General features: G+C 33.6%; 14 protein-coding genes and 1 pseudogene. 6 read left to right on the top strand and 9 right to left on the bottom strand.

What is annotated here, in order from left to right; all coding sequences use genetic code 11:
- Positions 1-28: 28 nt before the first annotated feature.
- The 9 genes from AD60_RS07365 to amrA all read right to left on the bottom strand — a co-directional run bounded on the left by AD60_RS07365 (position 29) and on the right by amrA (position 7,300).
- A complete protein-coding gene (locus AD60_RS07365; protein WP_103877147.1) occupies positions 29-1,255 on the bottom strand; it encodes an adenosylhomocysteinase in 1,227 nt (408 codons plus the stop codon).
- Between the two features lie 107 nt (positions 1,256-1,362).
- Positions 1,363-2,595, bottom strand: coding sequence for a tetratricopeptide repeat protein (locus tag AD60_RS07360; protein ID WP_103877146.1), 1,233 nt, complete (start codon positions 2,593-2,595; stop codon positions 1,363-1,365).
- Positions 2,588-3,256 carry a DNA repair protein RadC gene (gene radC / locus AD60_RS07355; RefSeq protein ID WP_103877145.1) on the bottom strand — a complete coding sequence of 223 codons (669 nt, stop codon included), beginning with the start codon at positions 3,254-3,256 and terminating at the stop codon, positions 2,588-2,590. Before radC ends, AD60_RS07360 begins: the two co-directional genes overlap by 8 nt.
- 45 nt (positions 3,257-3,301) lie before the next feature.
- Positions 3,302-3,874: a nucleoside triphosphate pyrophosphatase gene (locus AD60_RS07350; protein WP_103877144.1), complete on the bottom strand. Its 573-nt coding sequence runs from the start codon at positions 3,872-3,874 to the stop codon at positions 3,302-3,304.
- Positions 3,855-4,376 carry a Gx transporter family protein gene (locus AD60_RS07345; RefSeq protein ID WP_103877143.1) on the bottom strand — a complete coding sequence of 174 codons (522 nt, stop codon included), beginning with the start codon at positions 4,374-4,376 and terminating at the stop codon, positions 3,855-3,857. Before AD60_RS07345 ends, AD60_RS07350 begins: the two co-directional genes overlap by 20 nt.
- Entirely contained in the window at positions 4,370-4,744 is a 375-nt protein-coding gene (locus AD60_RS07340) for a NusG domain II-containing protein (RefSeq protein ID WP_103877142.1), read from the bottom strand. The genes AD60_RS07345 and AD60_RS07340 overlap by 7 nt, the downstream gene beginning before the upstream one ends.
- A gap of 6 nt (positions 4,745-4,750) precedes the next feature.
- On the bottom strand, positions 4,751-5,788 hold the full coding sequence (locus AD60_RS07335; RefSeq protein WP_103877141.1) for an FAD:protein FMN transferase: 1,038 nt from the start codon (positions 5,786-5,788) through the stop codon (positions 4,751-4,753).
- Entirely contained in the window at positions 5,761-6,759 is a 999-nt protein-coding gene (amrS, locus tag AD60_RS07330) for an AmmeMemoRadiSam system radical SAM enzyme (RefSeq protein ID WP_103877140.1), read from the bottom strand. The genes AD60_RS07335 and amrS overlap by 28 nt, the downstream gene beginning before the upstream one ends.
- Positions 6,760-6,778: 19 nt before the next feature.
- Positions 6,779-7,300: an AmmeMemoRadiSam system protein A gene (amrA, locus tag AD60_RS07325; protein ID WP_103877139.1), complete on the bottom strand. Its 522-nt coding sequence runs from the start codon at positions 7,298-7,300 to the stop codon at positions 6,779-6,781.
- A gap of 174 nt (positions 7,301-7,474) precedes the next feature.
- Between amrA and AD60_RS07320 the strand changes: the two genes are divergently transcribed.
- The 6 genes and pseudogenes from AD60_RS07320 to AD60_RS07295 form a co-directional block, all read left to right on the top strand.
- The gene (locus AD60_RS07320; protein WP_103877138.1) at positions 7,475-8,812 is read left to right on the top strand and encodes an MFS transporter; all 1,338 of its coding nucleotides are present in this window, start codon (positions 7,475-7,477) and stop codon (positions 8,810-8,812) included.
- A gap of 158 nt (positions 8,813-8,970) precedes the next feature.
- Complete coding sequence (locus tag AD60_RS07315) at positions 8,971-11,595, top strand: valine--tRNA ligase (protein ID WP_103877137.1); 2,625 nt, start codon at positions 8,971-8,973, stop codon at positions 11,593-11,595.
- Positions 11,596-12,912 carry a folylpolyglutamate synthase/dihydrofolate synthase family protein gene (locus AD60_RS07310; protein ID WP_103877136.1) on the top strand — a complete coding sequence of 439 codons (1,317 nt, stop codon included), beginning with the start codon at positions 11,596-11,598 and terminating at the stop codon, positions 12,910-12,912.
- A 24-nt stretch (positions 12,913-12,936) separates the two neighbouring features.
- A complete protein-coding gene (gene ruvA / locus AD60_RS07305) occupies positions 12,937-13,509 on the top strand; it encodes a Holliday junction branch migration protein RuvA (protein ID WP_103877135.1) in 573 nt (190 codons plus the stop codon).
- A 291-nt stretch (positions 13,510-13,800) separates the two neighbouring features.
- Positions 13,801-15,156 (top strand): bifunctional UDP-N-acetylglucosamine diphosphorylase/glucosamine-1-phosphate N-acetyltransferase GlmU, encoded by a 1,356-nt coding sequence (gene glmU / locus AD60_RS07300; protein ID WP_103877134.1) that lies wholly within the window; start codon positions 13,801-13,803, stop codon positions 15,154-15,156.
- Between the two features lie 2 nt (positions 15,157-15,158).
- Positions 15,159-15,905: pseudogene (locus tag AD60_RS07295) on the top strand (ribose-phosphate pyrophosphokinase); the annotation flags it as partial.
- Positions 15,906-16,031: the final 126 nt, after the last annotated feature.

Here is a 16,031-nt window from a genome sequence, read left to right as displayed (position 1 = left end):
GGACACCTAAAGGTGTCCCCCCTCTATATTATTTCCAACTATTTAAATAAACTTGCTGCTCTTTGGATAAGGTGTCTATCTCAATTCCTAATGTTTTTAGGTTGATTTGTGCTATTTTTTCATCTATTTCATAAGGTACTGGGGAAAGATTTACTTTCATATTTTGGTGGTTTTCTTTGATGTATTTTGCGCCTTCTAACTGTAAGCTGAATGAAAGATCCATTATTTCAGCGGGATGACCGTCGCCGTTAACTAGGTTAACCAGTCTTCCTTGTCCTAATAAAAATACGCTTTTCCCGTTTGGTAATTTGTATTCTTCTACTCCGTTTCTTACATTGATTTTGTCTACTGCAATTTCTTCCAAATCTTTAACCTTTACTTCAACGTCAAAATGTCCTGCGTTGGAAAGAATTGCCCCGTCTTTCATTTCTAAAAAGTGTCTTTTCGTTATTACATCGATGTCACCTGTCACCGTAACAAAAAAATCCCCATATTTTACCGCCTCATCCATTTTCATAACCCTAAAGCCATCCATTATCGCTTCGTTAGCCTTTATTGGATCAACTTCAGTTATTATTACGTTAGCGCCCAATCCCTTTGCTCTCATAGCAACGCCTTTACCACACCAGCCGTATCCTGCCACAACTACTACTTTTCCCGAAACAGAAAGATTGGTGGATCTCATAATTCCATCCCACGTTGATTGGCCTGTACCATATCTGTTATCGAACAAATATTTCATGTAAGAATCGTTTATCAAAATCACAGGTACAGGTAATTTATTTTCTTTGAAAAGGGATTTGTATCTTTTTACACCTGTGGTTGTTTCTTCACATATTCCCCAGAGATTTTTTACTTTTTCAGGGTGTTTTTCTATTAAGGTTATTCCCAAATCTGCTCCATCGTCTAAAATTATATTAGGGTTAGTTTCTAATATTTTATCGATGTTTTTCCAATAGACTGATTCATCTAAAGTTCTTTCCGCATGGACGTTGAGTCCATATTCTTTGAGAGCTTCTACGACATCTTCTTGGGTGGATAATGGATTACTTCCTGTTATAGCAACATTGGCACCTAATTCGTGCATAACTATTCCTAAGTAAGCTGTTTTTGCCTCTAAATGGATGCTTATAGCTACATTTACTCCTTCAAAGGGTTTTTCTGTTTGGTATAGATTTTTTAAATAGTTTAAGACTTTCATGTGTTTTTTTACCCATTCTATTTTCTTTTTTCCGCTTTCTGCTAGTGAAGTCATCTTATTCCTCCTCGTATTCTGAAAAATCATACTCAAAACTTGTGTTAGCGCCCCTTCGCCCGCAGCCCGTCCATAAGGAAAATGGCTGGTAGGGCTTCGCCATGCCTCTACCTATACAGATATTGGCAGATCCTCCAACCAAATAATAGTCTCAATGCTTCATAAAAAGGTAGATCTAAAAAGAATGTGAAATTTCTTTGATATTTCGTTTTAAGATCTGTTGTCACTTTGTTTAGGTTGTCATAATAGTTAGGGCCTTTTAAGTTGATCTTGATCCCCATTTTGTGCTGCGAAAACAGATCCGTAATAACTTTTTTAGAAGTGGTTTCTGTTGACGATAAAAATATTAGTGGAACATTGTTGAAATACTGTTCAATTTTTTTAGCGTACGAATTGAATTGTTGTATATCTTTTTCTTGGTAGTATTTGTGGAATAATATTTCGTAAAGTTCAGAGTTTTCGGCTTTGTAAGGTTTAGGATTACCAGTATGAAATAGTATTCTTTCATAAAATGGGCAATAACTCGGAGGTTCTACTTTTTCGGAGTTTGATAAGATTTTTATACAGTTTATACATGGAGTTTTATCTTCCTTCAATAGAGCGAAGGTAGAGAAGGCTTTTTCCGAATCAGAAATAAAGAGACTTACATAATAGTTTATCAAATTTACAAACCTTTTTGCCCTCCCCTCAAGGTAAGCTTTTGATAAAAAGGACAAAGCTTTTTGAAAATTCTTCTCATAAGCGTTTAACCCCATGTTTATAAATGAATAATCTAAAAAGGAATTAGCCACCTTAATAATTTTATATGCGTTATAAAAGTCTTTTCTTTTTAGAAATAATAGACTGAGGGTTAAATAAACTAAACCATTCTTTGGATGTGTACTGATTAATTTAGTAAAATATTTGTTAGCGTCTTCGTCATTCCTTATTATTTTCAAAAAACCTTGGTTTATCTTTGAGTTTATGTCATTTTTACTTTCAAAAAATCTTTCCGCTTTTTGAAAATCGTTTCTGAATAGGTGCATCATGCCGAATTGATTTGAATATTCTTGAAGAGTTTTATGACTTAACCTGAGTTCAAAAAAATGGGATAGTTTTTCGTTCGATAGATCTATATCGTAAATTATCAAGTCAAACCAATTATTTATATTGTTTATAGAAACAGCTAATTTTTCTATTTCGTAGTCAGCTTTATAGATGGTTTTAGCTGTTTTCTTTTTCTGGTGTGTGTCAGGTTTTCTTATACCCTTTTTTTCTAATTCTTTTTCGATTTCTTCTTTTATTTTGTATAAATTTCGCAATTTATCTTCTACATTATTATTTCCATTTTTTTCAGTCAATTTTTTCACTCCTATCCAAAGTGAAACTGAAATAAGAATCTTTTCCAATTATTATATGATCGTTCATGTTGATGCCTAAAATCTCGCCAGATTCCATAATTTTTTTGGTAATGTCCATATCATGCATACTTGGTGTGGGATCTCCAGATGGATGATTGTGTATTAAAATGAACGATACCGCGTTATACATTATAGCTTCTTTAAAAATATCTCTTGGGTGAGCGATTGACATATTTACAGTTCCATTGGAAATGTCTTTAATAGTAATGATGTGAAGTTTAGAATCTAAAAAAATAGCTCTCACGGTTTCTTTGGTTAGATATATCATATCCTCACAAGCATGGTATGCCTCTTTTGGGGATGTTATCTTTTGGTACTTTTGACGTAACTTCTGAAGGTGATACCTTTTCCCTATTTCTAATGCAGCTTTTAGATTTATTGCACCAACCTTTCCTATCCCTTTTTCTTTTGATATTTCTTCAAGTGATATATCGACCAATTGACTCAATGTTTTATATTTTTTCAATATCTGTTCGGACACATCAAATACGTTATAATTTTTAACTCCATGCCTTAAGATGATGGCTATAAGTTCTTCGTCTTTGAGAGATTGTGGACCATATTTTTCTAGTTTCTCTCTTGGTTTTAGTTCATCTTCCATTATTTTCTCCTTTTCTGATTTTCGATAGAAATTTTTGGAATAATTTTATAAGGTTGCCAACATTTGTCTCAATTGCCAGTATAGTTTTGCTAATGGTAGACCCATTATGTTGTAGTAATCACCTTCGATTTTTTTTACAAAAACGGAGGCGAAATCTTGAATAGCATAAGCTCCTGCTTTGTCATATACGTTGTTATTTTTTATATAAAAATCTATCACTTCTTCATCTAATTTATAAAACGTCACCTTCGAAACTTCATAAAAAGAAGAGAATTTTTTAGGTGACCTTAAAGTTATTCCTGTGTAAACACAATGAGTTTTATTTGATAAAGTTTGAAGCATGTTGAAAGCTTCATCATAGTCGTGAGGCTTTCCAAATATTTTTCCATCCAAAGTTACTATAGTATCAGCCGTTATGAGAAGTTCTCCATGTGAAATTTCTATATTTTTACTTTTTTTATATGAAATTTCTTGTACAATTTCACAAGGTGATTCCGATTTATAAGTTTCATCCGTATTAGCTGTTCTGATCGAGAAATTTTTTGTTATTAATTTTAAAAGTTCTTGTCTTCGAGAGGATGAGGATCCCAAAACTAATTCAACTTTTGAATCTATCAAGGTTCACACTCCTTAAAATATAGTTCACAATTGTTGCGTTTATAAATGCCGTTATTATTCCGAAAAAAAGCATGTAAGGGAAATACCAAAAAATATGGGGTGATTTAACGATAAAAAGACTGGCGATAATTAATTGTACAGCGTTGCTAAAAAAGGCTCCTATTTCACTAATCCCTAAGATACCAAATTTATTAGTAAATTTGAAGAACAAGGACATAAATAAAGCACTGGCAAGTGAGCCGCCTAATCCCATCCAAAACATGGGAGATAGAAATCTTCCACTTAGTATTGAACCAAGCAACGTTTTTAAAAGGGCTATGTACAAAGTATTAGTAACGCCAATTCCACTCACTACAGATAACAACAAAGGAAAGTTCGAAAATCCCCATCTCGCTCCTGGAACAGAAACAGGCATGGGTAAAAAGGATTCAACATAGTAAATTGCTGAGGCCAACGCCGTTAAAATCGCTATATGGGATATTCTTTTTGTTCTTTTTACCATGTATAGATGTCGATCCCCTCACCATTTTGTGTGCCTAATGGTTTTACGGTTATTTCATTTGGAATGCAAATAATCGGTTGATTGGGGTTTTCCACCCATCCGGTATTTTCACAGACTTTCAATGGGCATGATGAATCGGTAACTCTAATTCTTTGATCTACGTATTCTACGTTCATCAATAACTCACCTTCATCGCTTATTACACTGTAAGTGCCTTCTTTTGTTATTTGTAAAATTTGATCTCCTTTTAAGTGAACTTCTGCGCCGATTATTCCCTGATTTGGGGACGTATTCATAAAAATCATCACTAAAACTAATAATATTACAACTATAAGCAGGTATAGATCATTCTTTTTAGTGAATTTCATTGATTATCACATTTTCTCCCGAAAATAATCAAATCCTTTGGTTTGGATGCTTTCTCCAGTTGGAGATATAACCAAAGCTTGAATTCCGAAATCTGTGAAATAATCCAAGGCAGGGTTATCGTATCCTAAAACGAAAAGAGCCGTAGAAAAGACATCCGCGATCATTGCTTTTTCTGCTATCACAGTGACACTGGATGCATTTCTCGCTGGGTATCCATCTTCTGGGTCTAAAATATGATGATATTTTTTACCGTCTTCGGTAAAAAATCTTTCGTAGTCCCCAGATGTCACTACAGCACCGCTTGTCAAATAAATTGTATCTATGGATTTTAAAGCATCTTGTGAAAAAGGGTCCCTTATTCCTATAACCCATGGAAGCTCTCCAAACTTCGGACCTATTATTCCAATATCTCCCCCAGCATCGACAAAGCCTGTAGCTCCAGGATCAACCCCCTTAATTTTTTGTATAACTAAATCAATTGCATATCCCTTGGCTATTCCTCCTAAGTCCACTTCTACACCATCTTTTAGTAAAGAGATTTCTCTCTTTTTTTCATCAATTTCTATGAATCTATAATCAACGTTTTCTAATGCTTTGTTGATCTCTTCTTGAGTTGGGACTTTTTTTTGAGAATTTATATCATCAAATCCCCACAATTTGAGCAACGGCCTTACAGTAGGATCAAAAGCTCCACCAGTTATTACCGCATAATTGTAGGCAGCTTGAAATAAAAATAACGCCTCTTCATCGACTTCAACCTTCCCATCAGTATTCAATTTATGGACTACGCTACTTTCAACATTGGGGCTGAATTTATTATGTATTCTATACAACTCTTGTTCAGCTGTGTTCAACAACACATTTGAAGATACTTTATCACCTGCAACTTTTACTCTTACAATTGTGCCAAGTACAGGGACCTCTTTTTCTTCGTAAACCGGGGTGGGTTTAGAAAATAACAACAAAGATAATAAAAATATACCTACACCAAGTGCAATTATATACAGATATACTCTTAAACTATGCATATTTTTCTGCCGCAATTTTTACACTCTCCGTTTTCATTCAAATTTTCAATTTTTATGTCGTATCCTTTTCTTTGGATAAGAAGTGTCCCACAATCTGGGCAATAAGTATCTTCGTGCGCGGAAGACAAAATGTTACCAAGATATACAAAATTGAGATATTTTTTGGCGAGTTCATAGGCTTTTTCTAAAAAGTTGATATCTGTTGGTGGTTCGTTATATTCAAATGCAGGAAAATATCGTGATAAATGAAGGGGAATATCTTTGGAAATGTTTGCTAACCAAGAAAACTCTTCTTCTAGTTCGTCCAAATTATCGTTTACTTTGGGAACTACCAAGGTTGTCACTTCGGTGTGAATACCTTCTTCATAGGCGATTTTTATAGTTCTTTTAACTGGTTCCAGTCCTCCCTTTAATATTTTTACATAATTCTTATCGCTGTATACTTTTAAATCTATATTCATCGCGTCAATATATTGTAGCATAAGTCTCAAAGGCTTTTCGTTTATAAATCCGTTCGTTACTAAAACATTGTAGTTATCAGGATTAGCATATTTAACTTCCCTTGATGAATCCAAAACAAATTCATACCAAACTATCGGTTCTGAATATGTATAGGCAACACCTTGAACGTCGTAATTTTCCATCAAAGATGGGATAGCGTTGGGATATATTTTCTTTTGGTATGGAGGTTTTAGTTGGGCGATTTCGTAATTTTGACAAAAAGGACATTTTAAATTACAGCCCCAAGTTCCTAAGGAAAGAATTTTTTCGCCGGGATGAAAATGAAAAAGTGGCTTTTTTTCCATTGGATCGAGAGCTATACTAGTAACGTCATTATAATTTAATGAATACATCTCGCCTTTTATATTTTGTCTAACTCTACATATCCCTGTTTTGTTAGGATATAATATACATTGGTGCGGACATAAGGTGCATTTCAAAATATCTTCTTTAAATTCCTCATAAAACAAGGAATTGATTTTCATTTACTTCACCTCTATCATTTTAAAAAAACCTCTCCACAGTGAATTTATATATTTCTATTGGTTCATTTTTATAAATACCGGCTTTTAATTTGACTATTCTCAATTGTTCTTCCACGGTATCAACTCCTTCTAGATCAGGTAGAAGAACTCCCCTTTTGTAACCACTTTTAACAACTATTCCGAAGGTTTTAGGATCCAATTCATCCATATCATTCACTTTTTCTAAATCTGAAAGAACATCAACGGAAATTACTAGATCATCTAATTCTTTTGGGGAAAGGGGAGGGAACCGTGGATCACTTGTAGCAGCAGCAATTGCATTTTCTCTTATCTCTTTAATTAAATTATCGTAAACGGGTACAATGGTACCAATGCAACCTCTTAGTTCTCCTGAGGCTTTGTGAAGGCTCACAAAACAACCTCTTTTTTTGTTAAATAAATCTTTTGGAAGGGTTTCATCAAAATCTATTTTTCTCTTTTCTTTTACATATGTTTCTATCACTTTTCTTGCCCACATTACATATGGATGGTGTTTATTCAATATTATCACCTCTTAAATTTTAAAACGATTAAAGGTGAAATCCCTTCACAAACAAAAATAACAATTATTAAATTATAAAGTAAACTTTATTTTTCATTGGTGGATTATAATATATTTTCAAACAAATACATTTTAAAAACAAAATAATATTGAATGGCAAGGAGAAAAATAAATATGGCAAAATATGCAAAAACAAGGGTTCTCTCTATCTTCGAGGCAGGTTCATACAATGCGTTTTTTATCGGTACACAAGGGTTTATTTTCACAACTCTTGCTCTATACTTTAACGCTTCTCCTCTTTTTATATCAATTATGACCTCTTTTCCTATTATAGCACAGATGTTTCAGATTTTTTCTTCTCGAATAAACCAGATCATTGGTTCCAAAAAGAAAAGTCTTATAATAAACGCGTTTATATCGAGAACTTTATTTGTTTTATTGCCTATTTTCATCTTCTTTGATGTGAGGTCTGAGTATATTATATTAATTATTATCCTTTTATTTTCTTTTTTCGGAACATTTGTAGGCAACACTTGGACAGTTTTGATTAAAAGCGTTGTTCCCTTTGAACAAAGAGGTAAATATTTCGGACTTCGTAATATATTCTCCTCCATAACTGGTATAATTATGCTGTATCTTTATTCTTTGTTTTTAGAATTTCCTAATTTTAAAACAGGGTTGTTGTTGGTTACAAGTTTTATGGCATTTTTTTCTATTCTTTCAGCTGTGTTGCTGATGAAACATGAGTTCCCTGAAGAAAGTGAAAAAATCTCATCTTTTAATTTAAACATTTTTGTACCGTTTAAGGATAGAAACTTTGGAAATTTCTTGGTTTTTATGTTTGTTTGGAGCTTTGGGATAGAATTTGCAAGACCTTACTTTTCTTATTATGAAGTTGCGATTTTGAATATAAATTATCAATTTCTTGGAAATATGGGAATATTAACAAGCGTTATCTCTATTTTTTTGTATTTACTTTATGGAGCAGTGGCAGACAGGTTCGGTAGTAAAAACGTTCTAAGTTTGGGAATTTTATTGTCAACTTTCAGCCCAATGATGTACTTTTTAATGAATGAAAGTAATTATAGGAGTATTTTATTCTTAAATGCGATATTTGCCGCCTTCGCTTGGTCAGCGATCAATTTAGCTATCTTTAATCTACTCTTAGAAATATCCAAAGAACCATCCGAAAATTTCATCGCAGCCAACTCTTTCATCGCTGGTATTGCAGCTATTTTTGGGTCACTGAGTGGGGGATTCTTAGCAAATCATCTCGAAAATATAAAGATCCATTTTATGGGAGACCCCTATCATGGGATTCAGTTGATTTTTATTATAGGGTTCATATTAAGGATCATATCTGTCATTCTTTTAACAGAAGTTGAGGCAATGGAAAAGCCCATTAGATATAAAGGAATATTCTCACCGGAGGCAGCTTTGTTCAAAAGAAGAGAAATCAATCTTCCTTTTGATTTCTTCAGAAAGAACGGAAAGAAAATCAAAAAAAAGTGAACTTCCTTCTCCAGTTGATTTAGAAAGAGAAGATGAGAACCAAGAAGTTCTAAATGAGCCTAAAGAAGAGAAAGAATAAATTGAATCTTTTACTTAATAAATTAGAGAATAAAAAATTAGATTTACACCTTTCATCAAAAATTTAGGAGGTTGCCTTAATGGATATTGGAAAAAGATACATGCCACACGAACTTGAAAATAAATGGTATAAAATTTGGGAGGAAACCAACTCCTTTGGACCAAAGGAAGGAAATGGTAAGTTCAGTATAGTCATTCCTCCTCCAAATATTACCGGAAGAATACACATCGGTCATGCCTTGAATATCGTTCTTCAGGATATTTCCGTAAGATATAATAGAATGAAAGGTAAAGAAACAGTTTGGATACCAGGAGAAGATCATGCAGGCATAGCAACACAACACGTTGTTGAACAGTATCTTTTAAAAGAAGAAGGTAAAAGAAAAGAAGATTATACTAGAGAAGAATTCTTAAAGATCACTTGGGATTGGGCAAACAAATATCGTAATCATATACGTGAACAGATAAAAGCCTTGGCGGCTTCTGTGGATTGGAGCAGAGAAAGATTTACCTTAGACGAAGGGCTTAATCAAGCTGTAAAAAAGGTTTTTGTTTCGCTGTACAATGAAGGTTTAATATACAAAGGAAAGTATATAGTGAACTGGTGCCCTTCCTGTGGAACCGTTCTTGCAGACGACGAGGTTGAGCACATTGAAGAAAAAGGCAAGCTTTGGTATATAAAATATCCTCTTGAAAATTCTCAAAACTATGTAACTGTTGCAACCACTAGACCTGAAACTATGTTAGGAGATACAGCACTTGCTGTTAATCCTTCCGATGAAAGGTATAAGAATTTAGTTGGAAAAATCGTCATTTTACCAATTGTCGGCAGGAAATTGAAAATTATAGCTGACCCTTACGTAGATCCGAAATTTGGTACAGGTGTCGTCAAGGTTACACCTGCCCATGATCCAAATGATTATCAAATCGGTTTAAGACACAACTTAGAAAGAATACAAATTATAGATGAAAATGCAAAAATAAACGAAAACGGTGGTAAGTACGCTGGATTAGATAGGTATATAGCTAGGGAAAGAATCGTTGAAGACTTGAAAAAAGATGGATTTTTAGAAAAAGAGGAGGATTATACTCATTCAGTCGGACATTGTTACAGATGTGATAGCGTTATAGAACCTCTCCTAATGGATCAATGGTTTGTAAAAATGAAACCCTTGGCAGAAAAAGCAATACAAGTAGTGGAAAATGATGAAATAAAATTTTACCCTGAAAGATGGAAAAAAGTTTATCTTAACTGGATGTATGAAATAAGGGACTGGTGTATATCGAGGCAACTTTGGTGGGGACATAGAATCCCTGTGTGGTATTGCCAAAACTGTGGGCATGTGAACGTATCCGTTGAAGACGTTAAAACATGTGAAAAATGTGGATCTTCGGATTTAAAACAAGATGAGGATGTATTAGATACCTGGTTTTCCTCTGCCCTTTGGCCTTTTTCCACACTAGGATGGCCCGAAGAAACGGAAGATCTAAAAAAATATTATCCAACCGATTTGTTAGTCACTGGATTTGATATAATCTTTTTTTGGGTTGCAAGAATGATAATGATGGGAGAAAAATTCATGGGTGAGAAGCCCTTTCATGATGTTTACTTGCATCAATTGGTAAGAGACAAATATGGAAGAAAGATGTCTAAATCGTTAGGTAACGGTGTAGATCCCCTCGAAGTAATTAACGAATACGGAACGGATCCTGTTAGATTTACTTTATCAGTTTTAGCTGCTCAAGGAAGAGATATTAAATTAGATGTTGGGTCCTTTGATGCTTACAGAAAGTTTGCAAATAAAATATGGAACGCGGCTAGATTTGTACTTTTAAATATGGAAGACTATGAAAAAACCGTACTTAAGGACGAAGATTTAAAAATTGAAGACAAATGGATTTTAACTAGATTGAATTCTACAATATTAGAAATTAGCAAAGATTTAGAAGGTTATAACTACGATCAAGCTGCAAGAAAACTATACGATTTTTTCTGGAATGAATTATGTGATTGGTATATAGAAGCCTCAAAAAATAGGTTAAATTCTAGTCGCAAGGATAGATTGACAGTGCAAAACGTTATCTTGCAAGTGTTTGATTCTTCATTACGTTTATTACATCCTTTTATGCCTTATATATCAGAAGAACTATGGCAAAAATTGCCTATAGAAAAAGATTCAGAATTATTGATAAGAGCTAAGTGGCCAGAGCCAAACGAAGATAACCTTTATCCTCAAGCGGAAAAGGTATTTTCGAAGGTTATGGAGTTAGTAAAGGGTATAAGAAACGTTAAAGCGGAAATGGATATGCCCCAAACCCAAAAGGTTGACTTGAAATATAAAATTATTACAAAAAAAGATGATTTTATAGAAAAAAACATAATTTTAATTGAACATTTAGCTTTTTTGAAAGATATAACTCAAACCGAAGTGAAACCGGTAAAATCCGCCACTGCCTATGTAGATGAAAGTGTGGAAGCTTACATACCTTTAGGCGATTACATAGACATTGATACCGAAAAACAGAGATTAACAAAAAAATTGGATAAGCTAACAAAAGATATAGAAGTATATAAGAAAAAATTATCGAATAAAAATTTCGTAGAAAAGGCCGATCCAGATATAGTTGAAAAAACAAAAGAAGATTTGATAGAAAGTGAGAAAAAATATGCAAAATTACAAGCACTCTTAAAGGAGATTAGTTAAATGGAATTTACAAATTTGGTTGATTATCTTTATCAAAGAGGAGGAGCAAATTTCAAGGTAAAGTTAGGCCTTGAAAGGATAGAAGAACTAACTAAACGCATAGGAAATCCCCAGAACTCTTTCAATAGTATACACATCACAGGTACTAACGGAAAAGGAAGTGTTACCACTGCATTATCACAAATTTTAAGATATAATGGATTGAGAGTTGGTACTTTTATATCTCCACATTTGGTTTCATTAACAGAGAGAATAAAGTTGAATGGAGAAAACATTTCTGAAAGAGAATTTATAGATATCTACAATGAAATTGAAGAAGAAATAAAAAAAATGGATCTAAAAGGTGAAGATTACGCACCTTCATTTTTTGAAATAACAACAGCTATGGCTTTTAAGTATTTTGAAAAACAAAAAGTAGATGTAGGCATCATTGAAGTGGGTTTAGGTGGAAGACTGGATGCTACTAATATTGTTAATTCTGATATTTCAGTAATAACCTCTATATCTAAAGACCATATCAAAACCTTAGGCGATTCTCTTGAAGCGATAGCTTATGAGAAAGCAGGTATTATAAAGAAAAACAATTATTTGATATTGGGAAATATAGACGAAAAGCCAAAGAAAGTAATTCTTGATAAAGCTAAAGAAGTTAGTGCAGAAAAGATTTATGAATATGGAAAAGATTTTCACTCTACCAACCATCAATATTATATTAACAATAATATGTTAGATTATTATGGCCTTAATTATGAAATTAAAGATCTGATTTTTGGTGCTAATGGTACGTTTCAAATGGAAAATGTTACTACATCTTTGGCAGTAGCAGAAGGGTTTATGCAAAAATTTGGAAAAGTTCTATCTGTTGAGAAAGTCCGAGAAACTATGGCAAACTTTTATTGGGAAGGAAGGTTTGAGTACACAGAAACAAATGGTAAAAATATAGTTTTCGACGGTGCTCACAATTTCGCTGCTGCCCAACAATTAGAAAAAAGTATCGAGCTTTACTTTCCTACTCAGAAAAAAGTCGCCTTGATTGGAATATTGGACGATAAAGATTACGAAAAAATGTCACGAATTTTTGCTTCAGTTTTTGATAAAATTATCGTAACATCAGTCCCTACTGAAAGGGGAAGACATCCAGAATTAATATATGAAGAATTTAAAAAGCATACCAAAACTGTTGAATTTATAAAAGACCCATCGGATGGTTTCAATAAACTTTTATCAGAAAAAAGCGATATTTATTTTGTTACTGGTTCTTTGTATCTTGTTGGAAAAATTAAAGAATTAATATCCACTAATTTAGTGGGATTGTAGATATTTTTATTGAGGTATATAATTATGATAAGAAAAATCAACGCTACCATTGAAGATTTTGAGGAAGATAAAGTTCTGATCAAAATTGGAGCTTTAACTTTGGAAGCATATCCTTCGTTCAACGTTATAAGATACTTAAAAAAAGGTGACCAATACGATTTTTTTGCATCTCTTGAAATAAACGAATGGAACACATCACTTTATATTTTTAAAGATAAAATAGAAAGAGATGTGTTCGAAAGTTTAAAAAAAGTTTCAAAGATCGGGCCAAGAATTGCATCAAAAATCCTTAGAAAAACTAATGCCGAAGAATTTATACAGATGATAAACACCCAAGACACAATGCTTCTTTCAAACCTGCCCGGCATAGGTAAGAAAACAGCAGAAAGACTAATATCTGAACTTTCCAACTCTTTCAGTGCCTATTCAACTGGGGCAGATATTCAATCGTATGGAAATAATAATCTAAAAGAAGCTATAGAGGCGTTAGAAACACTAGGATTTCAAAGATATGAAATTATGAAAGTCATAGGTCAACTTGATTTAGAAGATCTGAAAACAGAAGAGATCATTAAAGAATGTCTTACAAGGCTGTAATTATTTTTTGACGTTTTATGCAAAAAGGCATTTTCACAATGTTTTAGAAGTAACATCCTAATTCTCATTTGCGAAGCAAATGACGTATCATGTTGCAGCCTTGTGCAAAAAGTTTTTTCATGTTGCTTTTGAAGTAATATCCGAACCATCATTTGCTTTGCAAATGATGTGTTGCTTTAGAAATGTCTTCCAAAATCTCGTTTGCGTAGCAAACGATGTACCATGCAAATGTGTTTGGGGATCTTAAAGGGTAATTCCCTTAACGTCCATGTATGAAAGGAGGAGGTAGATATAAAAGTATTAATACTTGCCGCTGGGCAAGGAAAGCGAATGAAATCAAAGATCCCAAAAGTTGCACATAAAATTATAGATAAGCCAATGATAAATTGGGTTATAGATGTCGCAAAAAAAATAAGCAACGACATCGGGATAGTTCTAGGAAACGGCAAAGATCAAGTAAAAGACTTGTTAGATGATGATGTTAAAATTTTTGAGCAAAAAGAAAGATTAGGAACTGGTCACGCTGTGCTCTGTGCAGAAAAATTTCTTGATAGTAGCGATATCTTGATACTTTACGGAGATGTGCCTTTTATCTCTTACAATACTTTAAATTCTCTTATTGAAAGACATTTAAAAGATAATAACAGTTCGACCATACTCTCGGTAAGATTAGAGGATCCAACTGGGTATGGACGCATAATAAAGAACGAAGATAAATTTGTTAAAATTGTTGAGGAAAAAGATGCTGATACTTCTGAAAAGCAAATAAAAGAAGTTTATACAGGGATTGCAGTTTATAAAGGAAACCAACTAAAAGAAGCTTTGCACCATATAACTCCCCAAAATGCCCAAGGAGAATATTATTTGACCGAAGTTTTTGAGTATTTGGAAAAAGTTGGTGTGGTAGAATTAGAAAATGAAATAGAAGTTATAGGCGTAAACGATAGGATACAGTTAGCAGAAGCCGAAAAAAAGATAAGATATGAAATTTTAAAGAAACACATGTTAAATGGAGTTACAATACAGGATCCAGATTCCACATATATTTCTGTTGATGTAAGCATTGGGCCTGATACAATAATTTATCCTCAAACATTTATATATGGAAAAACGACTATTGGCGAAGATTGTGAAATAGGCCCATTAACAAGGATCAAGGATTGCATTATAGAAGATAACGTGAAAATAATTCGCTCAGAATGCGAATTAAGTAAAATACAAAAAAATGTTTCAATAGGTCCTTTTTCAAGGCTGAGAGAAGGAACAGAATTACAAGAAAACGTTAAAATTGGTAATTTCGTTGAAACTAAGAAAACGAAAATATCCTGTAACAGCAAAGCACAGCATTTAACTTATTTGGGTGACACTTATGTTGGAAAAGATGTGAACGTTGGTGCAGGAACCATAACATGTAATTATGATGGTAAGAAGAAGAACAAGACCTTTATAGATGATGGAGCCTTCATTGGAAGTAACACCTCTTTAGTTGCGCCTGTTAATGTTGGTAAAAATTCTCTTATTGGAGCGGGGTCTGTAATAACAAAAGACGTGCCAGACAATGCTTTAGCCTTAGCAAGAGCACATCAAATAAACAAAGAAAATTGGGTGTTAAAAAGGAATTCAGAAAATGTTGAGAAGGGAGTATAAAGATGCCAACTAACGAGAATCAATTCAAGGTGTTTGCAGGAAATTCTAACCTTCCTTTGGCGAAAAAAATTGTAGAATACATGGGTACAAGGTTGGGGGACTGTGAAGTATCAACTTTTGCAGATGGTGAAGTAAATGTAAAAATTAACGAAACAGTCAGAGGATTCGATGCATATATAATTCAATCCATTGCTCCCCCCGTTAATAATAATATTATGGAATTATTGATAATGATAGATGCCTTAAGAAGGGCGTCTGCTGCATCTATATCTGTTATAATTCCATACTTTGGGTATGCTCGACAAGATAGAAAAGCAAGGGGTAGGGATCCCATCACTGCAAAGCTCGTTGCTAACTTAATCACAACCGCTGGAGCAACAAGGGTAGTCACAATAGATCTTCATGCCGAGCAAATCCAAGGGTTCTTTGATATACCGGTCGATAATCTTTGGAGCTTTCCTATTTTCTCAAGATATTTTTTAGAAGAAATGAAATTGACGCAAAATGACACCGTGGTAGTTTCCCCAGATGTCGGTGGGGTAAAAAGAGCTAGAAAGTTTGCACAAAAATTAGGTTGTTCTTTAGCCATTCTAGACAAAAGGAGACCTAAAGATAACGTTGCAGAAGTTATCAACGTAATAGGAGAAGTAGAAGGATCCAATTGTATAATTTTTGATGATATAATAGATACTGGTGGATCTCTTGTAGCTGCTGGTGACACTTTACATAATAAAGGTGCTAAAAAGATTAAGTTCCCGTTGGAGATACCACATTGGGAAGGATGGTCAACCTTTTGGGGAAACCTATCGATGAAAAAGGAGACATTGAAGGGGAAGAATACTGGCCAATCCACAGGGACCCTCCATCGTTAAATG

The sequence above is a fragment of the Petrotoga sp. SL27 genome (assembly GCF_002924605.1).
GTDB classification, from domain to species: domain Bacteria; phylum Thermotogota; class Thermotogae; order Petrotogales; family Petrotogaceae; genus Petrotoga; species Petrotoga sibirica.
Note: the sequence above shows the minus strand (reverse complement) of the source record. Positions and strands in the feature narration are given on the sequence as shown.